General features: G+C 33.2%; 18 protein-coding genes. 8 read left to right on the plus strand and 10 right to left on the minus strand.

Annotation, left to right across the window (positions count from 1 at the left end; translation table 11 throughout):
• Window positions 1-5: 5 nt before the first annotated feature.
• The 4 genes from LS81_RS03670 to tilS all read right to left on the minus strand — a co-directional run bounded on the left by LS81_RS03670 (window position 6) and on the right by tilS (window position 4,144).
• On the minus strand, window positions 6-332 hold the full coding sequence (locus LS81_RS03670) for an ATP-dependent Clp protease adaptor ClpS (protein ID WP_034319036.1): 327 nt from the start codon (window positions 330-332) through the stop codon (window positions 6-8).
• Window positions 333-905: 573 nt separating this feature from the next.
• Window positions 906-1,094, minus strand: a complete 189-nt coding sequence (locus LS81_RS11220; protein WP_034345365.1) for a hypothetical protein — start codon at window positions 1,092-1,094, stop codon at window positions 906-908.
• Window positions 1,095-1,297: 203 nt separating this feature from the next.
• Complete coding sequence (gene purH / locus LS81_RS03675; protein ID WP_034345368.1) at window positions 1,298-2,860, minus strand: bifunctional phosphoribosylaminoimidazolecarboxamide formyltransferase/IMP cyclohydrolase; 1,563 nt, start codon at window positions 2,858-2,860, stop codon at window positions 1,298-1,300.
• 150 nt (window positions 2,861-3,010) lie between these two features.
• Window positions 3,011-4,144 carry a tRNA lysidine(34) synthetase TilS gene (tilS, locus tag LS81_RS03680; RefSeq protein WP_034345371.1) on the minus strand — a complete coding sequence of 378 codons (1,134 nt, stop codon included), beginning with the start codon at window positions 4,142-4,144 and terminating at the stop codon, window positions 3,011-3,013.
• 437 nt (window positions 4,145-4,581) lie between these two features.
• Between tilS and LS81_RS03685 the strand changes: the two genes are divergently transcribed.
• The 3 genes from LS81_RS03685 to LS81_RS03695 all read left to right on the plus strand — a co-directional run bounded on the left by LS81_RS03685 (window position 4,582) and on the right by LS81_RS03695 (window position 6,812).
• A complete protein-coding gene (locus tag LS81_RS03685) occupies window positions 4,582-4,809 on the plus strand; it encodes a hypothetical protein (RefSeq protein ID WP_034345374.1) in 228 nt (75 codons plus the stop codon).
• 70 nt (window positions 4,810-4,879) lie between these two features.
• Window positions 4,880-5,746 carry a sugar-transfer associated ATP-grasp domain-containing protein gene (locus LS81_RS03690; protein WP_158659400.1) on the plus strand — a complete coding sequence of 289 codons (867 nt, stop codon included), beginning with the start codon at window positions 4,880-4,882 and terminating at the stop codon, window positions 5,744-5,746.
• Between the two features lie 19 nt (window positions 5,747-5,765).
• Complete coding sequence (locus LS81_RS03695) at window positions 5,766-6,812, plus strand: aminotransferase class I/II-fold pyridoxal phosphate-dependent enzyme (protein ID WP_052096490.1); 1,047 nt, start codon at window positions 5,766-5,768, stop codon at window positions 6,810-6,812.
• A gap of 25 nt (window positions 6,813-6,837) precedes the next feature.
• Here LS81_RS03695 and LS81_RS03700 read toward each other — a convergent pair whose 3' ends face one another.
• Window positions 6,838-7,092, minus strand: a complete 255-nt coding sequence (locus tag LS81_RS03700; RefSeq protein WP_233715871.1) for a hypothetical protein — start codon at window positions 7,090-7,092, stop codon at window positions 6,838-6,840.
• A 425-nt stretch (window positions 7,093-7,517) separates the two neighbouring features.
• Between LS81_RS03700 and LS81_RS03705 the strand changes: the two genes are divergently transcribed.
• The 3 genes from LS81_RS03705 to LS81_RS03715 all read left to right on the plus strand — a co-directional run bounded on the left by LS81_RS03705 (window position 7,518) and on the right by LS81_RS03715 (window position 10,547).
• Window positions 7,518-8,180: an outer membrane beta-barrel protein gene (locus LS81_RS03705; RefSeq protein WP_081956003.1), complete on the plus strand. Its 663-nt coding sequence runs from the start codon at window positions 7,518-7,520 to the stop codon at window positions 8,178-8,180.
• Between the two features lie 811 nt (window positions 8,181-8,991).
• Window positions 8,992-10,062, plus strand: a complete 1,071-nt coding sequence (gene prfA, locus LS81_RS03710) for a peptide chain release factor 1 (protein ID WP_034347771.1) — start codon at window positions 8,992-8,994, stop codon at window positions 10,060-10,062.
• A gap of 170 nt (window positions 10,063-10,232) precedes the next feature.
• Window positions 10,233-10,547, plus strand: a complete 315-nt coding sequence (locus tag LS81_RS03715) for a hypothetical protein (RefSeq protein WP_233715870.1) — start codon at window positions 10,233-10,235, stop codon at window positions 10,545-10,547.
• Window positions 10,548-10,762: 215 nt separating this feature from the next.
• Here the strand turns inward: LS81_RS03715 and LS81_RS03720 are convergent, their stop codons facing one another.
• Window positions 10,763-13,885 carry an efflux RND transporter permease subunit gene (locus LS81_RS03720; protein ID WP_034346116.1) on the minus strand — a complete coding sequence of 1,041 codons (3,123 nt, stop codon included), beginning with the start codon at window positions 13,883-13,885 and terminating at the stop codon, window positions 10,763-10,765.
• 601 nt (window positions 13,886-14,486) lie between these two features.
• On the opposite strand from LS81_RS03720, the gene LS81_RS03725 reads away from it, so the two are divergent.
• A complete protein-coding gene (locus LS81_RS03725; protein ID WP_034346113.1) occupies window positions 14,487-15,296 on the plus strand; it encodes an endonuclease III in 810 nt (269 codons plus the stop codon).
• Between the two features lie 20 nt (window positions 15,297-15,316).
• Here LS81_RS03725 and mqnF read toward each other — a convergent pair whose 3' ends face one another.
• On the minus strand, window positions 15,317-16,525 hold the full coding sequence (gene mqnF / locus LS81_RS03730; RefSeq protein ID WP_034346112.1) for an aminofutalosine deaminase family hydrolase: 1,209 nt from the start codon (window positions 16,523-16,525) through the stop codon (window positions 15,317-15,319).
• Between the two features lie 299 nt (window positions 16,526-16,824).
• On the opposite strand from mqnF, the gene LS81_RS03735 reads away from it, so the two are divergent.
• Complete coding sequence (locus LS81_RS03735) at window positions 16,825-17,754, plus strand: DMT family transporter (protein ID WP_034346110.1); 930 nt, start codon at window positions 16,825-16,827, stop codon at window positions 17,752-17,754.
• Between the two features lie 1,522 nt (window positions 17,755-19,276).
• Here the strand turns inward: LS81_RS03735 and groL are convergent.
• The 3 genes from groL to LS81_RS03750 all read right to left on the minus strand — a co-directional run bounded on the left by groL (window position 19,277) and on the right by LS81_RS03750 (window position 22,440).
• A complete protein-coding gene (gene groL / locus LS81_RS03740; RefSeq protein WP_034346161.1) occupies window positions 19,277-20,920 on the minus strand; it encodes a chaperonin GroEL in 1,644 nt (547 codons plus the stop codon).
• A gap of 18 nt (window positions 20,921-20,938) precedes the next feature.
• A complete protein-coding gene (gene groES, locus LS81_RS03745) occupies window positions 20,939-21,208 on the minus strand; it encodes a co-chaperone GroES (RefSeq protein ID WP_034320221.1) in 270 nt (89 codons plus the stop codon).
• 140 nt (window positions 21,209-21,348) lie between these two features.
• Entirely contained in the window at window positions 21,349-22,440 is a 1,092-nt protein-coding gene (locus tag LS81_RS03750; RefSeq protein ID WP_034346159.1) for an MraY family glycosyltransferase, read from the minus strand.
• Window positions 22,441-22,728: the final 288 nt, after the last annotated feature.

Raw genomic sequence — 22,728 nt, forward strand, 5'->3', positions numbered from 1 at the left:
CACCCTTATACAACATCACGTAAAACAAGGCGTAATGGCATACCACTCTCACGTATAAAATTCGTCGCTATACTAAACTTTAATTCCGCAATATCATAAGGATACACACCACAACTTCCCTCACCCGTATTATGCACAAACTGCGTGATAGTTTGTGCATCAAGCATACTTTTGTTAAACACACGCATAAGCAATGTAATCACAAAATCAACACTTGTATAATCATCGTTGAGAAGAATAATTTCTTGTAATCTAGGTTGTGCCACCTCAACCTCGTGCAATGTTTCAAAATTAGTAGAATCTAAGTAATCATTGTATCTATTATCTGGCATATCATAAACTCCATATTTTGGCTAGATAAAGCTTTATTCTATCTAAAATTCGCTTAGTTTTTGCAATTATTTTACATTATATGACAATAAGTCTAAGCAGTATATCTATCTAGCACATTAGATATCCATACGCTACAATAGCTGGATTTAAACTTTCAATTCTTGAAATGGGTGTAAAGCTAAAATACGAGAAACAAGATTCTATTTAAATGTTTGTTGTATTGTTACATAACAACGCTTTTATTTATACTAAAACAAGAGTAGAACATCTTGAGGCTAGGTAGGTTTGCTGCATAATTATTTATTATGATTTAAAAATACTTTCTTAAAACTGCTTAAAATATGTATTTATTGTCATTAAAAACCTACATAAAAATATTTAATACAGCATATTCTAAAGATTTCATAATCTTTTTAATCATTCACAACGACGCAACCCCTTGTAACTTCAACATAAATCTATTAGTAAAATTTAAACCTTTGCAAAAATAAATGCAATCTCATCAAGACTTTTACATACATAATTATGTAATAGCTGCATTTGCTACTTCTTTACATAGCTTTTGATATTCATCATAATTTATATTCCATATTATCCAAAATATGCACTTCAAATAACATATTATCTCTTCTTAAAAATTCTTTTGCATAGTTACAAGAACATGTCAATCTATCCCTAGCTTCATCTAAGTGATTTAAATCCTCTTTCTTTGCACCCTTGTTTAATAGATTCTTATATAAAAATCTCCAATCTTTATACACATGCAAAAACGCTTGTGATTGGACGCATATTTACCACTATAGCAAAAACATGATGAAGCATGTATGTCGCCAAATAAAAAGCAGGTTAAATCATTTTCCTCATTTATTCGCATTCTTTAACTATCAAGATAGACTAGATGCTCATCAATAAAACTCTATCCGCACTATTTCAAAGTTAAGTATCCTTAGCAGCATTTATGATTTTAGTGTAAAAAATGTCTTTTACCTGAAAAATAGAGTGCGATATTATGCTTATCTGCTTCTTGTATAACCTCATCATCCCTAATGCTTCCACCAGGCTCTATAATCGCACTCACACCAACACTTGCAGCAAGCTCTATGCTGTCTTTGAACGGAAAAAATGCCTCACTTGCAAGCACACATCCCTGTAAATCTAACCCCATCTCCTTTGCTTTTTTAATGGCTGCATGACTCGCATCCACACGACTTGTCATACCCATACCAATAGCTACAAGGCTACCATTTTTCACATAGGTTACGCAATTTGACTTAGTAAAACTTGCAATTTTATAGGCAATTTCTAAATCAAGCATTTGGGAATGTGTTGCTTTAGTCTTACTCACACATTTAGAATCTTTAACTTCATCTGATGTAATAAAATCACTATTTTGATATACAAAACCCCCCTCAATATGCTTAAAATCCCACATATCTCTTGGAAAATAAAGTCTAGCTTTTGCCTCTTTGTTTTCCGCATGGCTAACACAAGTAAAGATCTTAATCCGCTTTTTATGGCTAAAAGATTCTAGTGCTTCTTGTGTGACACAACTTGCAACAACAACCTCGATATAACTTTTTAATATCTCTTTAGCAAGTTCTAAATCTAGCACTCCATTAATTGCTACAACACCGCCATACGCACTTACACTATCACATTGCAAGGCATGGCGATATGATTCTATAAGATTTTCTTTTAGTGCAAAACCACAGGGATTCCCATGCTTCACAACGCACACACAATCCTTATCTCCAAATGCACTTGCAATTTTTATAGCAGCGTTCATATCTGTAAGGTTATTAAAACTTGCAACACCTTTTAAGCTTTTAAAGCACTTTGAATAAAACTCTCCATATTCATATAAACTACCTCTTTGGTGCGGATTCTCACCATAATTTGTATCCATCACCTTTTTACCTGCAATAAAAACAGAATCACCAAATCCATTATTAAAACGATTATTCATATAGTTTGCTATCATGCAATCATATTCTGCAGTATGACTAAAAGCCTTTATCATTAAATTACGGCGAAACTCTAGTGTATTATTTCCTTTTAGATTCTCTAAAACATTATCATAATCCTTGGAATCTACGACAACAACCACATCATTAAAATTCTTAGCCGCAGCTCTTATCATGCTGGGACCGCCAATATCTATATTTTCTATTATCGTGTCAAAACAATCAGTTCTTTCTATCGTTGCTTTAAATGGGTAAAGATTCACACATACAAGAGAGATATTAAAGATTCCGTATTTGTCTGCAACCACACTATCTTCTTTATTATCTCTCCTGTGCAAGATTCCACCATGAATCTTTGGATGCAATGTTTTTACCCTGCCATCAAACATTTCTTCACTTTGCGTATAGTTACTGACTTCAATAGCTGAAATACCATTTTCTTGTAGCACCTTTAATGTCCCACCTGTGCTTAGAATCTTGTAATCTAGATCTATCAATCCCTTTACAAAAGGAATAATCCCCGTTTTATCGCTCACACTTACAAGTGCGTATTTTTGTGTCATTGTCCATCCTTATGAATTAATTATTGTGTAGAATAGCGTATTTTAGCCTAGTATCAATAAAGTTTTATAAACAATGAATTGTTTAAGCCCTTCTAAATGCAAATACAAAATCAAGCTACTTAAGATTCCTAGAATCTATCATACTCCACATTACCAAATATCCAAACTATTTATATATAACAATGGACGTATTCTTGGTGGAATATTTTGGATTCTATATTTTTCTCTATCTTGCTTTGGAATCTTTATGAAGGGTTTTTCATGATCATATTTTACCAAGCAATATAAGCTTTTCATATCACAAGGAAAACGCACATAATGATCTCGCACATTATATAGATATGCCTGTATAAAACATTGCAAAAACCATGGGCTATCCAATCCGACAAATACAAGAGACTGATTTTTTGCAATCACAATTTTACCACCCATAACACAGGAATCTTGTTTTATTAATATAACTTGCAATTCATCTTTTTGCTTACTACTCATAATATATCCAAGCCGTTTTGTAAGCATATCTATTGTATGAATCTCATGTCCATGTGTCTTACATATAAACAGATTATGATCCATGCACACAACAACATTTGGGTAAAGTCGTAGTTGCTCTTTTTCTAAAAATGCAAAGCTTTTTTTTATACCACTTGCAAAATGCTTGCTCATTGGCATCGCAATATGCTGTCTAAAAAAATTACGTTTATAGCTCGTATCAGTATTGCTTATATCAATGAAGTATTGAATCTTATTTGCATGATTATAATCTAGAATCTCTTGTTTTGTATAAGTGATAAATGGACGTACAAGATAATACTCTCTTTGTTCTATAACACGTTGTGTTATGTCGCTAAAACCCAACAATGTATTTAACCCAGCACCACAAGAAAGCTGCATAAGAAACCACTCAAGTCTATCATCAAAATGATGTGCTGTGATAAGATTTTTATAATTATGTGCAATGATGAGTTGATGAAAGAACTCATAACGAATCTTTCTTGCATTACATTCAAAGTCTTTTGTGATAGGCTCTGCAATAAGTGTGTGGCATGCTTTTTTATACTGCATTGCAAGTTCTTTGGCATAACATATTTCATCTTTACTTTGTGGACGCACACAATAATCAACAATCGCGATATCAAAAGTTATCCCATGCTGCATTAACACAAAAAAAAGCGCGCTAGAATCTATACCGCCAGAAAAAGCAAGTAGATTTCTCCCCTTGCTTAGATGTGCGTGTATATGTGGTGAGATTGGGAGAGGATGAGTATGTTGTACGTGCTTCATTATTATTCTTTATAATACTGCCATTTGCATATATTCAACCTTGATGACTTCATATTGCATGCATACTTACTTTGTCTATCTCTAGATTCTGCATATCACAATATATAGCTTTCCATAAATTTGGATATAAACAATCAGGGATTATTGTATAAAAATTATAACCAAATAACTTCATTTTAAGATATATTTTTAGTTTGACATAAACCTTACAAGAATGATGTTTTGTTATACAGATGTCTAAAATCATTTCTTTAACATGTTTGTATATCAAGGTTTCACAAAATATAGCGATCAATAACCTAGAATTCGATTAAAGAAGCAATTTGGCATTGCTTTGACACAAGAGATCAGAGTATGGCACCAGGCTCTTTATCCCACTATGTTATTATTTTGTGCTATAATGCTTAGCGCATTCGCACACAATGAAGGACATAACAATGGGATTAAAAAATCTTATAAAAGAAACTCGTCTCTATAAAAAGTATCGAGCAGTGAAAAAGTCAGCAATGGATAATGAAAAATACTTTGCTGCGAAACTTAATGACTATCTAGCCGTGCATAAAGATCTAAAACCCCTACCACAAGATCACAAAGAAGCGGTATTAGCATACTGGAGCAGATATCTCAAACCACTTATGGAAAAGAGGGGGGGGGGTAAAGATTAATCGTCGACTAGAACATACACTTGGTTGGCACACCGCCATTTATAATACCAACAAACATTGTCCACTTGATGTGCGTTATCTTGATAACCCATTTTATTACCAGCATATCTTGCCATACTTCAACCCTCGTGCCTACACCCCAGCATTATCAGACAAAAATCTTTTTGATGCACTCTTTGCGCAAGTCAAACAGCCAAAAACTTTGGCACGCCGTATCAATGGCATATATTATTGCACATTTACAAGCTCTAATACCTTAGTACACAATAAACTCGCAAATATTTCAGAAATTGTAAATCTTATCAAAAATCATGAACGCCTTATTATTAAGCCCACGCGTGAGCTTGACACAGGCTCTGGCAAAGATGTTAAGGTTATTAATTCGAGTGAGGAAGTTCAAATGTTATCGCAACTTCTAAGTTCCTTTAGTGGCGATTTCATTATTCAGGAGTTTATTGCCCAACACCCATGGTTGGAAAATCTTAATTGTAATTCTGTAAATACTTTTCGAATTATGACTTTTTTGTATAAAGGAAAGGTACACGTTTTGCCTTGCTCTTTGCTTGTGGGTGGTGAAGGTGTTACCTCAAATGGCGGACATTATCGCATAGGCATCACAGAGAATGGAACGTTGCGAAACTTTGTTATTAAAGGTAAAGGGGAATTTGCACCTGCTTTACCAAATATTAAAATGCCCTTTAACAAAACGATACCACATTTTTCTGATATTGTTGACACAGCATGTGCGCTACATCTACGTGTGCCATTTTTTGGACTTATTGGGTGGGATTTTACTCTAGACATAAATTCCAATCCGTTGTTTATAGAATTTAATCCTGGGTGGCCAAGTGCTGAAATTCCAGAGAACACAAATTCTCCGCTCTTTGGAGAATTGAGTGAAGAGATTTATGCCATAGTCGCAAATTTTTACAAATAGTGCTGGAAAGGACATAACTATGATAACCCTTGACAAAAGAGAACATGACATTGCGTCAAAAATATGGGAACTTAAAAAAGCATCAGGCACACATAGCCCAAGTATTTTTACTATAGCACAGAAGATTCCAGAGATTGATATCAGAATAGACGCTTGCTTTTTATCAAACCCATATGCTACAGAACTTTTTATGAAACATGTAGAATCTGAATTAATCCAAACAAAAAAGATTAGAGAGGTTATGGAATTCTATCCATCTCAAAATGGTGTTATTGCTGATGTTATAAGCAAAGGCATCAATATATCAAAGGAGAACATATTTGTGGGTAATGGGGCAATTGAAATTATTCAAGCCGTGTTGCATAATTTTGTATACAAAAAACTTGTGGTTAACATCCCAACCTTTTCGTCATACTATGAATTTGCCAATAGTGATACGCAGGTTGTATTTCATGCACTAAAAAAAGAAAATAATTACCTGCTTGATGCAGAAGAGTATGTAAAGTTTATTAAAAATGAAAAGCCTCAAAGTGTGGTTATTATTAATCCAAATAATCCAAATGGTGGTTACATAGATTACAGCAGTCTATTTTATATACTAAGTGAACTCAAGGAGGTTGAGAATATAATTATTGATGAGAGTTTTATACATTTTGCATTTGAAAATGTGGAATATATACCAATATCATACAATAAGCTTTTTGAACAATTTTCAAACATTATACTCATTAAAAGTATGTCAAAAGACTTTGGTATTGCAGGAATTAGAGCGGGGTACGCCATCATGTCAAAACAAAAAATTGCAAAGTTGCTTAAAAATGGGTATTTGTGGAATTCTAATGGTTTGAGTGAATATTTTTTCAGGCTTTATAGCACAGAATCTTTTAAACAAAAATATGAATGTGTCAGAAAAAAATACATTAAACAAACACAAGATTTTTTTACTAGGCTCTCACATATTAAGCAAATCAAAACATATGAAAGCAAGGCTAATTTTGCTTTGATAGAACTTACTGATGGTTCTAAATGTACAGATTTTGTAATTAAAATGCAATTATTACGTTAGCAAGAGAAAAAAACATCATGGGAGGTTAAGATAAAATTTCTGACAATATTCTTACATCAACATGCTTAGAATCTAATGTATTTTTCACATGAAAATCTTTTAGTTTTTCTGCAATATAGATTCTAGCTTTTAGTTTATCGGCTAGGGCTGTATATATTGGATTTCTATCAAATAGGATTCTATGAATAATTTTCTCATTAAAGGTTTGAGGATTTCTAAAATTTGGTGTATAGCCAAAGATTTTCTTATGTCTATAAATAAAATATTCCTCATCATTCATTTTTGCTTCCCTCTTTGCTTGATATTTTTTTACAGAGAGAAGTCTTTCTTACAAGGCTTCGCAATCCCATTATATATCCTTTACTACATGGTGTAATTATAGAGATATTATAACATAAAAATAACTTCTATAATTGTTATAAAAACTCTTATGTAACAACAGATCTTTGATGTTTGCAAAGTTTTAACTTGAAGTATGCTCTAAGATTCTTTGTGATCCCTTACAAAAAACTTAATATATACAATCAGATATGAGGTTATTTTTGAGAATATTTTCGATATATTTCACACAAGCTGATTTATGTAATTTTATTGGCATACGACAGTATATCACATGGTAATAAATTATGATACAACCTACTAAAAAAGCAATCTCAAAAGGAAGTCCTCAACAAAGCTTGCAAAATACCGATTTAAATAGTAAAAATGCAAAAAAGGAAAAGAATGAAGGCATACATAGCACTCGCACTCTCTCTGTCATTATGTGGATACGCCCAAGTCTATAAACGCACCACGCCGCAACCTCCAAAAGAAAAGTCACCTATAAATGCACAAAGTAAAACAGGCTTTATGTTGGGCTTTGAGAATGCATATATCCTACATACCCATCATGATGCAAGTCAGATGAATATAGCATTAGGATTAAATTTAGGTTATAATGTCTATTTCAACGATAAGGTAGGTATGCGTATATTTGGCAATTACACACGCTTTTTAAGCGACTTGGCTACAGGTAATGCAGGGACAGATTACGCAGGGACAAATCGCTTTGGTTTTGGGCTAGACTTCCTATATGATTATTTTAATAATAATGATTTGGGGCTTAGCCTTGGAATCTTTGCAGGACTTGGCTTTGGGTATGATTTACAATCCTATATGTTTGTAGATTCGCAAAAAAGCTTTGATAGAAGTGGATTTTATAGTTATGCTACCTTAGGATTAAATATCATCTTTGATTCAAGCAATAGAATAGACATAGGATATCGTTATACATTTTTAAATGCAAATTGGATAAATCACGCTAACAACGAAAAGGGCTCTATAGCTTCTCCTTTTGCTCTTGTCATAGGGTATAGTTATATTTTTTAGAGCAATAATTCTTCATAGTATATTATGAAAATATGCTTTATAATGCTTGTGATTGTGCAGCACAAATAAACATATTAATAAGGTAGTGTATTGAGATACCTTATAGTAGGTGTCTCTTGTATGAACGCTAGGTGTGTCCTATCCCCATCCACAAAGAGCTCTACCTGCTTATTAAGTATGCTCCCTCCGCAAAAAGAGTTCTCATGTTATCAAGCATAAATGCATTCAAGTATACATGGGCAGCATAAATAACAAAGAATTTAGCAATAAAGAGTTGAATAGACAAGGCAAATACCAAAGTGGGCTAAAAATGATTTTATATATTTATGTCAAATCATAAACTAAACAAATTATAAGAAGTTTTGGTTTTTGTAGTTTTGTCTCTCTGTTAAAAAATTAGGAACCCAAACTCTAATGATATGTCTATATACCTATGTTGACTCTCATTTATAATAACAATACCCATATCTTAAAAGTCTGAGCCCAACGCATTTAAAAAGATTTGCTATAATGCAGAGGCTTTTTTAGTTGTGTTCTTTTGCTATTATAGTCGCATATATATCTTGACAAAAAGGTACTTAAGCCACAACAAGTCTACAAAGCATAATATAGAATCCAACCTCCAAAAATATGCTTGGTTGTGCTGCATCAAAATAAGGCAGGTTTGAATTCCTAATTATGAGCGTTAAGCAAAAAATTCTTTTAGAAATTAGGCTAAATACTTTGCTTCGCTAAATTATGGTAATCAATTAGATTTTAAGAGAAAATATAATCTCTATAAAACAAAATTTTTCACAAGTAAAGGCATCCAATGTTAGTTGATAGATTAAAGCCAATTATTGAACGCAATGACGCATTAGCAGCGATGTTAAGCACAGATGAAGTCATAAACGACATTGCAAAACTTACTGCATTAAGCAAAGAAAAAAGCGAAAGTGATGAGATAGCCCAAAAGGCAAGAGAATATCTTAAAGTTCTTGAGGACATTATTAGCAATAAAGCATTACTAGAGGATAAAGAATTAGGTGAGCTTGCCAAAGAAGAACTAAAAGAACTTGAAATAGTGCAAAAAAATCTTGAAGATGAAATTAAGATTTTATTAATCCCAAAAGATCCAAATGATAAAAAGAATATCTATCTTGAGATTAGAGCTGGTACAGGTGGGGATGAGGCAGGCATTTTTGTTGGTGATTTATTTAGCGCGTATTGTCGTTATGCAGATTCCAAACAATGGAAAGTAGAAATTATGAGCAGTAGTGAAAACTCTGTTGGTGGCTATAAAGAAGTCATCGCATTAGTAAAAGGTGATGGTGCATACTCGAGATTGAAGTATGAAGGTGGAACACACAGAGTCCAACGAGTCCCAAAGACAGAATCTCAAGGCAGAATTCATACTTCTGCAATAACTGTTGCAATTATGCCTGAAGTAGATTCATTAGAAATCAATATTAATCCAAATGATTTGAAAATTGATGTTTTTCGTAGCGGTGGACATGGTGGGCAAAGTGTTAATACAACCGATTCTGCAGTGCGTATCACACATATTCCAACAGGCATTAGCGTATCTATGCAAGATGAAAAATCACAACATAAAAACAAAGATAAAGCATTAAAGATCTTACAAGCAAGGCTTTATGAGGCTGAACTTGAAGCGCAAAATGCACAAAATAGGGAATCTAGAAAAAGTCAAGTGGGCAGCGGTGATAGGAGCGAAAGAATACGCACTTATAACTATCCGCAAAATCGCATGAGTGATCATCGTATAAATCTTACACTTTATAGTCTTGAAGAGATTATGTTGAGCGGTGATTTAGACAAAGTGATAGATCCGCTGATCGCACATGCACAAAGCCTTGCTTTATCTAATGCAAATGAAGAATAAAATTAGAAAAATTTATTCTATAATATCACTTGTAAGCATTAATTTTCTTATTTACTTAAATGCGATAATGCCCCACATTCACACCACGCAAATGATATGAAAATGAGATTACAAAGCCTTATAAGAAAGACTTCTCTCTATAAAAATATCAAGCAAAGAGGGAAGCACAAATGAATGATGAGGAATACTTTATCTATAGACATAAGAAAATCTTTGGCTATACACCAAATTTTAGAAATCCTCAAACCTTTAATGAGAAAATTATTCATAGAATCCTATTTGATAGAAATCCAATATATACAGCCCTAGCCGATAAACTAAAAGCTAGAATTTATATTGCAGAAAGACTAAAAGATTTTCATGTGAAAAATACATTAGATTCTAAGCATGTTGATGTAAGATCTCATGTAACAACTTCTTTTCATTTCAATGTGACAAATCATAATGACGATAGTTGCAACAACACGAGTGTAGAGGGGGGATAGATTGTTGCATTTTATATGAAATCAATAGGCATTACACCACAAAATCTTTTGCAGTATTGCAATATTCTCACCCCTCCTCAATAACACCAATCATTCACCATACATAGATCTTTTAATGTGATAAAACGAATGAACAATCATTCTGCTATATCACATCATATCCCTAACCATTCGATAAAACAACTCTTACATCATAGCAACATGCAATATTGCTACTATTTATCCTCTAAGATGTCATCATTATCTGGCTTGTAAAACCTCTGAATTTTCTCATCCAGTGGAGCAATCATTCTATAAAATATTGGAACAACAAGTAATGATAGAAACATAGACACTAAAAGCCCGCCTATCATAGAGATACCAATAGGACCCTTCATAGCACTACCATCACCTGCTGCAAGAGCGAGTGGCAACATACCTGCCACCATTGCAATAGTTGTCATAAGAATTGGTCTAAGTCTTAAATGTCCAGCAAATTGTATAGCCTCTGTTATGCTTTTACCTAGCTTCCTTTGCTCATTTGCTACATCTACAAGCAAGGTTGCATTTTTTCCAACCATACCAATGAGCAACATTAACCCCATCATAGAAAACATGCTTAAAGATGCATCCGCACCACCTGTAATCTTGATTGCAAAAAATGCACCACTAAAGCTAAGCGGCATTGTTACCATAATGATTAATGGTTGGATAAAACTCTCATAAAGAGCTGCTAGTATAAGATAAATAAGTACCAAAGCCATTAAAATTGCTGTACCAAATGCTGCATTGCTTTCTACTTGACTATCTGCTTGCCCCATAAACCTATACCCTGCCCCACTTTCAAGCCATTTTGCTCCTTCTGTTGCATTATCCTGTATAGCCTTTGTCATATCGCCAACACTAAGCCCACTATTCTTTATAGGTTCTACCGCAAGAGTTACGCTCCTTTGTCTATTATAACGATTGATTGTTGTAGCAGTAAAGCCATCCTCAATCTCTACTAAACCATCAAGGAAAACCAGATTGCCATCACTTGTTCTTACCTGAATTCTTTGTAAATCTTTAGAATCAATACGCTTAGAATCTGGGGCTCTCAAAGTAATATAATATTCCTTTCCAGCTTCTTTATAATAGGCAACCTGTAATTCCCCTGAAAAAGCACTCGATAAAGCTCGTCCCACATCGGTTGCACTTATACCATATTGAGCTAAATTCTGCTTGATTGGTCGCAGTATATATGCTGGCATGGAATCTGAAGTGTTTTTATGATAATTTGTGATTTTGCCTTGAAAACTTGCTTCTGTTTGAGTAATAAATCTCTCGAGGTTTTCTACACTCTTTTGCATAATAGAATCTACTGGCGAAAAGACTACAACTTGCACTGGCGTATTATCTTGCCCACCGCCAACAAGCGGCACTTCAGAGCCATAAATATCAAGCCCCTTTGCCTCTTCATGTGCATTCAACTCTGCTAATATCTGTTTTAGAATCTCATCTTGACTATTATTGCCTTTTTGCTTTTTTCTCTCTTTGAGTGGTTGCAAGGCAACATATACTTGTGCAAAGAATGCTTGTTGTAAATCACCTGGTCCAACTTGAAGTGTGGTGAATCTAACAAAAGGGTTTTTTTCTATAATGCTTGTAAAAATCTCTGCTTTGCGTTTCATGTCATGTATTGAGATTCCAGGCTTTGCTTTCATTGAGATTTGAAACTCACTTTTATCTTCTTTTAGCATAAACTCATTGCCCAATGTGCTTGCTACATAAAGTGAGAAAATAAATATTCCAAACACACAAAGTGTGGTAAGAAACATATTCTTCTTACTTCGCATAAGAAATGCTAGGGTATTTGCATAAAGCTTATCAATCTTTTCAAAAAAAGGTTGAGTTGCATAATAGAATCTTGATTGTTCTGCTTTTACAACAATGGAGCTACACATAGGGATAACAGTTATCACGACAACATAGCTTATCGCAACCGCAGCTGCAACAGTCAATCCAAAGCTTGAGAGAAACTTCCCTGCAATGCCACTCATCGTCCCAACTGGGATAAATACTGATAAAAGCATCGCAGAAATTGCAACAATAGCAAAGCCAATCTCTTTTACACCCTCATAGGCTGCCTGTCTTTTTGTCATACCATGCTCTAGTTTTTTATGTATATTTTCAATCACAACAATCGCATCATCAATAATTATCCCAATTGCAAGTGTGAGGGCTAACATCGTAAGCATATTGAGAGTAAAACCCATAACATGCACAAAAAAGAAAGTTCCTAACACCGATACAGGCAATGAAATAGCAGATACAAGTGTAATTGTCGCATTACGTAAAAATATAAACACAATAAGGACTGCAAGTATCCCACCTAATGCTAAGTCAAACTGAATATCCTTAATTGATGAACGAATATATTCTGTCGTGTCCCAAAATGTTTCTATATTATACCCTGGACTTACAAGCTTTATTTGCTCTATTGCTTCTTTTACTCCATCTGCTATATGAATCTCATTTGCGCCTGTGATTTTTTGTACTTCCAAAATCACACCTTTTTTGCCTTTATAGGTTGCATAAGACTTTTCTTCTGCGAGTCCATCTTCAACTAATGCTACATCGCGAAGCTTCAAACCATCTTTAATGGTGATATCGCCCACCTCTTCGACACTCATACTATTGGAATCTGTGATAATATAGTATTCATTCGTGCTAGATACAAGCCTACCACCATCCATTTCTTTGTTTTCTTGACCTATTATGCCTGACAAATCTGTAAAAGTGATTCCATACTTATTCATTAGGGTTGGATCCGGAAAGATCTTAATCTGTCTTTCACGGTAACCACTAAGCTGCACATTGCCCACACCACCCACACGTTGTAAAATAGGGGCTACTACATTATTTGCATGTTGCATAAGCTCAGGTGCACTTTTTTCTGTCGATAAAAAGAGTGAAATAATTGGTGTGCTACCTGTATCTAGTTTTTGCACAGTTGGTTTGTCAATCTCTGAATCAAGCACAACCGCATTAACTTTATCACGCACGTCATTTACTGCTACTTCAAGTGGTTTTTCCAACTCAAACATAACGGTTACTAAACTAATATTCTTCGCAGATACAGATGAAACGAATTTCAAGCCATCTATAGCTAATACCGCTTGTTCTATTTTGTCTGTAACTTTTGTCTCAATTGTATCTGCACTAGCCCCCTTATAAGTCGTTTTTATAATAACAACTGGAAAATCTACATCAGGAAACAATGCCTTTGCCATATTATTTAGTGCATAGAATCCAAATAGGATTAAAGCCATGGCAAACATAAAGGTTGTAACTGGTCTTTGTATCGCAATTTTATACATAAAGATAGCCCTTTGTGTTCTAAGATTTTAACATGATAAAAATCACAGATGTATTATAATAAATGTGTTATCAAATAGTGTAAAAAATATTTGCTATTGCAAATATTTTTTACAAATTATTGTCAAAAACTACCCATTATCATGTCTCAATAGCGTATTATCATAGAATAAATCCATAGCTAGTTTAAACATTTTGCAGTGTATTAACATATTTACAAACAGCTAAGCTCCCCCATATTAAAAACACTTGTGTCGAAGAGGTATGAAGCTACATTATTTATGCCTGTTTATTAGTTTCTTTTACTCTCACTTCTATTAGTAGAGTAAAATATTCCCTTTTTCTTCAATAACTTTTGTTTTACTAGCTTTGTTATACCTCCCCCCATTTTCTTAATCTCCAATTATTAGGATTATATGTTCTCTTATATTTACATTTGCATGAATACTAATATAGCTTCATAATTTTAATGATGATAAGGTTTAATATAAGACAGATTCCAACACCACAAGAGCATTATTTATTTAAAAACAAAGCAAAACTATATCAACCAAAAGCGAGTATAATATCACAAAAAAATATCACTGAATCATAAGGAAAGCCATGCTGCCACACTTTCTACAGAATACAGAGATTAATGATGGGTTTGATTTGCTTGTGATTTTACGTAGGCATTATTGTGTTGGAAATAGACAAAGTTGGTGGTGGCCTAACTTTTTGTCTCTACGCGTAGAAAATGGCATAGAGATAGAGGGAGCAACACAGGCGCAAGCTGATTTAAGTCTTTGTTTTGCTACTATATTAGGGCAAAACACAAAGTATGAATATGCGGTTACTAGCCTTAGCAATTTATACATGTTTTTCTATGATAATATTGCAAAAAACCCAAACGATGACTTACAGCTATATAGCACCTACCCAAATCCACATCTAGCACAGATTGCTCAACCATATTATCAAGATTCTATATTGCAATTACTCGCACAACTTTTACCACAAGATATTATGCCTCTTATTAGAATCTCTGGATTCTATCAGCAAAAGGCTACACGTTTAATCACACTAGCACAAAAAATTATAAAAGATTTTGAAACCTTTCATAATTTTTCTACACAAGTTACAAAAGAATGGCTTTTGTCTCAAAAAGGTATTGGGCTTGAGAGTGCATCAAGCATATTAAACTATGCGTTAAAACGAGAGGAAATGGTGGTTGATAGCTACACCCAACGCTTACTTGGACATTGTGGTTTACTTTTTGATGATTATTATTCTATACAGAATTTTTTAACGCAAAATCTTTACAAAGCACATGATTTGTATGGTGATATGCCATTGGCGCAAATTATGGCAAGGTTTCATGGAAAAATAGTTGAATGCAGTAAGCAATATAAAATAGCAAAGCTTGCTTATTAGAGTAATGTAGGCACAAAAAATTATAAAATATCATTCCCATTTACAAGCAATCTTGTAGCCTGTCGTGCATGCAAGATAAAGCTTTGAGCAATGTTGTCCAAACGATTGAATGGTAGTTTAAAGAGTGTAATATCAGCACATTTATCTTCTTCAAGACTACCATTATTTAGTCCTAAAGCCTTTGCACTATTACGCGTAATTGCATAGATTAATTGTTGACTTAAAGCTTCTATATTATTTTCTTCTTCTTGACTTAATGTTGCAAACAATGCACATCGAAGCTCCTCTAAGATATCAACATCAGCATTCGAGCTTTTACCATCAGTCGCAATAATATGGTTTAATCCCATTTTACCTTGCAGCAAAAGATTAGAACGAGGACAAGAGACAATATGTCCATGCTTCAATAAGCGCTCTTTAAGAGAAGAATCTGCATGGAGACAATGGACAAAAAGAGTCTTTGCATCACCCAATAAATCCAAGAAGCTATCTATACTAAAATGTGCTTTTGCTTCCTTTACTTGAAAATTCTTCGCATAAAATTCCTTAAAATATCCTTTGCTTTCATTAAGCCACTCTAATTCTTGCCTAGATTCTAAGAGATGTGTTGAAAGCAAGAGATTATAACGCATGGCAAGCTCAACAACATAATGTGCTATTTTTGGATTCACAGAATAAGGTGCATGTAATGCCAATGCAGGTGTAAATGTAGGGCTTTTTAAGGCTAATGTCTTCTCAAGGCGATTTGATATATTAAGAGCTTGTTGTGTAAAATCACTTTCCATTGCTCCCAACACCTCATGACAATAAATTACTTTGAGTTTAGAATCTAACAAGAGTTCTAAGTCTAAATCATAACTACTAATAGCACAAACACTACCCACCCCACTACGCTTTTGTGTCTTTATTGCTTGCTGAATTGCCTGTGTATTATGCTTTAATACCTCACCGCGGTTTGCCATAACACTATCAAGCCATATATCAAAATCCCCATAGCAAAAACTTGTATCATTTTTACTAAACTCAAAATGTATGTGAGAGTTGATAAAGGCGGGCAATAAAACATGATTTTTATAAAACACAAAGTCACAATTATTGTATTTTTGCATTAAAACATCAAAGTTACCCACCTCTTTAATAACACCAGAATCAATAATAATGCCACCATGCTCTACAACTTCCCATATCTCACGACAAGGAAGCATTATACTCGCACCTATGAGCTTCATATCTACCCCTTCTTGTTCTTTTTTGAATCTCAAATATCAGAATCTTTATACATTATAACCATGTATAAAAACAACATATGCTCTTTTGAATCACATCTGATTTTTTGAATAATTTTACCAAGCTTTGTGTAATACATGCAAGTTTCATTATTTATTTTGCAGAATTGATATTTATTGTTTATCTATTACCATATAGTAATTTCTATAATAATTTATAGGATTTTAAAATGCAAAGCCTAACTTTAAGCATAGTTAGATTATGTTTGATATAATTAAAATGTCATTTAATAAGGATTATTATGTATAAAAATACTATGCGAGGCATTTTAATGATGTTTGCTGCCTCAATTGCCTTTTCTTTAATGAATGCATGTGTCAAACTCCTCGATTCCTTGTCTCCCATGGAGCTTATATTTTTCCGTCATGTTTTTACCGCTATATGTATAGGTATTTGGTGGTTCTTTTACCCACCTTACAAAATAGATTCTAAACCACATAAAAAAGGTGGCTACTTTAGATTACTCGCCCGTTCTCTTACGGGCGGACTGGCTATGCTTGCCATGTTTTACAATATCGCCACCATCTCTCTTGGCACCGCTTCAGCTTTTGCACAGACAATGCCCATCTATATTGTCTTATTCACACTTCTTTTTACAAAAGAACATGTGCGATTGCCAATCATATTGGCGACAATGTTGGGCTTTATCGGTGTGATTTGCATTTGTGATATACGTACGGAGAGTTTGGGTATTGATAACATTATCGCAGGTGTTATTAATGGAATCATGATGGCATTAGCTTATATGAGTTTAAAAGATTTAAAAGAATATTTTTCTGAATCAAGTATTATTATGGGATTTGCCATGACTATGGTTGTGGTTGGTGGAATCTTTATGTTTATTGATATACCTTATTTATCTGGTTTTGTCATGCCAAATATGTATGAATGGCTAGGCATTCTCATTTTAGGGATACTTGGGACAATAGGACAAATGTTTTTAACAAGAGCTTTTATGTTAGCCCCGGCAGGACTCATATCGCCAATTGATTACATGCGTATTGTATGGGGTGTCCTTTTTGGAATTATATTAGGAGATTCCCTGCCAAGCATGATGACACTTACTGGTATTGCGCTGATTATTGTCTCTGGTATTTTGATTGCTATGCCTGTATTTTTGCAAGATTATAAAAAATATAAAAGCAAATTCTCCCACCACAACCCCAAATAATGTCTTTAACACATCTACACATACAATCTTCAAGGTGCAACATAGCACTTTCTACATCTGATGTTTATTTGTGAGTATAGAATCTACACTGCATTAAAAATGATGTTAGAAGCATGTTGTTTTACTTCATCGCAAAATCACATTAAAATACAACGCAAAAAAGTTTTATAACCTTTGGACTAACCGCCCTTACATTCTTACTAGCTAACCATTCATTACAGACCTTATATCTATATCTGCGATAATATCAACATAACATACAAATCATTCATCATCAAAATCTTAGATAAGCAGGTTTTCATATTGTTCAATGTAATATATTTACATTTATTTTTATACTTGTTTTTGTTTTTATCTCTAACATCTAAGAGTTGCAAATATTCCTTTAGATTTAACCCCTTTTGCTTGTATTCAACACTTTCAATAATATTGTTATATCTCTTTGCTATCTCTCTAGCGTTATTTAAGTCGCATTGTGGATATTGCTAATGCTTTGCTTACTTGGTTTTATACATATGTATCAATGATAAATCATTTAAAAAAGAATAGCATGTAAAATATGATGCTCTTATATTTTAAGATTACATGAGTATTTCTAGATTCACTTATACATATATGAATACACTTTAAGCTTTTTAATTTACAGCATAAATTTACAATGGTAAAGTAAATAAAAACATAGCTAAAAACAATTAAAAATAGATAAAAATAAAGCAAAAACATCACATATAAATTTAAACTTCGATAGTTAATATAATTATGAGATAACATTATAAGAAGCTTTAATGTATGTTTTACATGATATGTAAGAAATTTTATTATAAAAAATATTTAAATGCTTATTTCAAATCTTTATATATATCTAAAAAGGTTGTTTAAGAAATTTTTACATAAGATAAACATTAAAAGATTATTCCAATATACAAGCTTTTAAAATAGATTTTACACAATATTCTAGTTTCTATCTGCCCTTAAAAACCTTCAAACAAAAACTACCCAAATAGCAAATTTTTAAGTATGTAAAAAATATTGAAAGTGTTATATATAAATTGTGTAGAAATTTTATGTATAGCTTTATATTGACATTAATCTAGCTACACTATATATTATATTAACCCAAATTTGAAAGATTCAACTTGCGATGGGCTTTAGATGTTGATATTACTTACATCCTAGCACAAGCAGTGTTTCCAAAGCATCAAAAGAATCTTAAAATACTTTGTAGGCTAAAAACTTGTAAATATGAGTAATAGGATGTAGGTAATCAAGAATCTTACATCAGCAGTAAACTTTTAGATAAATTCTGTATAAACCATACGTATTTTGTACTTAAACTCTTATATTATAGAGGCTAAGGTCTCATTACATATTTTATATATCGTTATTAAAGTAAAAATTATGCTAGGGATAGTGAGATGGAATTTGCAGTAAGTAGTATATAAGTAGAAAGCCACCCCTAGAGGGCTATATAGGTTGCTTACTTATAGCCCTAACTAAGAGTATTTAGACAATATGGAGCAAATTACATCATGCCGCCCATACCACCCATTCCGCCCATATCAGGCATAGCTGGAGCTGGTTTATCTTCTTTAATATCAGTAATAGCTGCTTCTGTTGTTAGAAGTAAGCTAGAGATAGAAACTGCATTTTGAAGTGCTACACGAGTAACTTTAAGTGGATCAATAATACCTTCTTTAAACATATCGACATACTCTCCGTTACTTGCGTTAAACCCTGTTTTACCATCTTTTGCTTTACTTACCTCATTAATAACAACGCCAGAATCATAACCTGCATTTGTTGCAATTTGTGCTAAAGGTGCTTTTACTGCTCTATGAATAATATCAAATCCTATATTTTCATCACCTTTCAATGAAGCACCTTCTGCACTTACTTTGCTTGCTGCATGAATAAGGGCTGCACCACCACCAATAACAATACCTTCTTCAACAGCAGCTTTTGTGGCAGATAGTGCATCATCTACACGATCTTTTTTCTCTTTCATTTCTACTTCACTTGGTGCACCAACTTTAATTACCGCTACACCACCAGAGAGTTTTGCAAGTCTCTCTTGTAATTTTTCTTTATCATAGTCGCTTGTTGTAGTTTCGATTTGAGTTCGGATTTGTGCTACTCTCTCTTCTACCGCTTTTTTGTCGCCTTTACCATCAACAATTGTTGTATTGTCTTTATCAAGTACAATTCTTGCTGCTTGTCCTAGGTGACTCATATCAATACTTTCAAGCACAAGTCCTACCTCTTCGCTAATTACATCACCACCTGTAAGGATAGCAATGTCTCTTAGCATTTCTTTCCTTCTATCACCAAAACCAGGAGCTTTCACGGCAGCTACATTTAATACACCACGAAGCTTATTTACTACAAGTGTAGTTAGAGCTTCACCCTCTAGATCTTCTGCAATGATTAATAGAGGTCGTCCACTTTTCATTGTAGCTTCTAAAATAGGCAAAATATCTTTCATGGAAGTGATCTTCTTATCAGTGATCAAGATATATGGATTTTCAAGCTCTGCACTCATTTTGTCTGCATTTGTAACAAAATAAGGGCTTAGATACCCTCTATCAAACTGCATACCTTCAACTACGCTTAATTCATCATTAATACCTTTTGCCTCTTCAACAGTGATAACACCATCTTTACCGACCTTTTCCATAGCATCAGCAATAAGCTTACCTATGTTTTCATCAGAGTTTGCAGAAATCGTCGCCACTTGTGTAATCTCTGCCTTTCCTCCAACTTTCTTACTTCCCTTTTTAAGTTCTTCAATGATTAATGCACTAGCTTTATCCATACCTCTTTTTACTTCGATAGGGTTTGCACCAGCCGTAATATTTCTCAAGCCTTCCTTAAAAATGCTATGTGCCAATACAGTTGCAGTAGTTGTACCATCACCTGCTGCATCAGCAGTCTTACTTGCTACTTCTTTTACGAGTTGTGCACCCATATTTGCAAGTGTATCTTTAAGCTCGATTTCTTTTGCCACACTTACGCCATCCTTTGTAATCGTAGGTGCACCATAGCTTTTTTGGATAAGCACATTACGTCCTTTTGGACCCATTGTAACTTTTACTGCATTGCTTAAAGCACTTACACCCTCATAGATTTTATTTCTTGCCTCATCACTAAATTTAATATCTTTTGCCATAATTGCTCCTTATTTCTATTAGTTTAAAACACCAAGAATATCTTCAGATTCTAACACTATAAAATCTTGATTATCAATTTTAACTTCATTACCTTTGTATTTGCCGAATAAGACCTTATCACCTTTTTTGACTTCACCATCCTTTTCAACTTCTTTGCTTACTTCCTTGATAACGCCAATGCTTGGTTTTTCAGTTGCATTATCGGGAATTATAATGCCAGAGTTTGTCTTTTTTTCTTCTTCAATTCTTTCAACCAATACTCTTTTTCCTAGTGGTTTAAAAGCCATTGTTATTCTCCTTATACAAAAAGTTCGTAATTTAGCACTTAAAAATTTTAAGTGACAAAATCATACTCATTTTTTGGTTAATAAGTCAAGATTTTATAGTATTATATTAAATAATATTTAGTCTAATAAACTAAATATTATTAAGTTCTATTGTATAAATTAATCTTTTTTCTCCAAAAAATCACAAAACAGACTACATAGCAAAGACAAAAACACGCACTAGCAAATAAAATCATAAGGGTATCTGTGTGGTAATAGGTTATAAAAGCAACAAAACATGCAAAAAACGCATTAATAAGAAGTGCTGCTGTATTACCAACAAGTTTTTGCAATAGATGATGTAAATGCAAATCATGTCGTTGCCACAATGCATTAATGGTAATAACTATCTTATATGTTTTTATACAATATAGCTGTACAAATAAGCTTGAAAACATAGCACATATGGGATAAAGCAATAGTGCTATACAATACCATGCATTAATTCTATAATACAGCACGCATAAAAGCAATAAAGCTCCAATGCAAAATCCAAGTAAAAATGCTCCGCTATCACCCAAAAACATTTTTCCAAACGGATAATTAAAAAGCAAAAAAACAAATAAAATCCCAAGCAAAATACTTGTAGCAAAACCAACAAAATTACTTTGTATTTGATAAGAAATATAACATAGAGCAAGTAAAACTATCATACTATACAATGCCGCATTACCATGGATACCATCTATTGTATTCACGCCATTTGTTGCTAAAAAAAGCATGATATAACAAGGCAATATGATTAGGATGAGATTATAACCATAACTTGCATGTATTATGTAAAAAAGTAAATGAAGTACACAAAAACCACATATCTGTAGACAAAATATGAGCCACAATGTTGTTTTACCATAAACATCTTTTATAATACCGCTGCAAAGCACAATCGAACATGCAATATAAAAATGAAGTCCAGCATACTCATAAAAATCACCAACATTTACACTTATTATATAATTTGAATAAGAAATACGAGGCATTTCAATCCCACCCAAAACAATCACTACATAGGCAATAAAGATACTAATACCACCGCAAAGCGGTGTAGTTTTTGTATGAAATTTAAATTTATTGGTATCAGGTTTATCTTGCATAACATGCATTGTTTGTGCAAGAATATATGAAATACCCATGGCAATACAACCGCAAAATACCCCAAGATTTGCAAAATATAAAAGTATAGATAACTCCATGACCACCCACTTTCAAAATAACCCTAAATTCAGAATAAAATGCAGTATAAAAAACATTGCAGCAAATTCTGTTAAAATAGATGAGTTTTAAATCTGAATTATAATAGATAACCACATTATTGGAGGGTATAAATTTTATAGTTCTGTTGGAATAAATTGATAATGTGGTAAAAAGTTGGCTATATTTTTTACATCACATCTCCAACAACCTTACAAATATAGCTTAATTTGGTGCGTGTTACATAAAGAAAGCTTGTAATTTATTTATTCAATAATTCTTATATGTTT

Source organism: Helicobacter trogontum (assembly GCF_000765905.2).
In the GTDB taxonomy this organism is placed as follows: Bacteria; Campylobacterota; Campylobacteria; order Campylobacterales; family Helicobacteraceae; genus Helicobacter_A; species Helicobacter_A trogontum.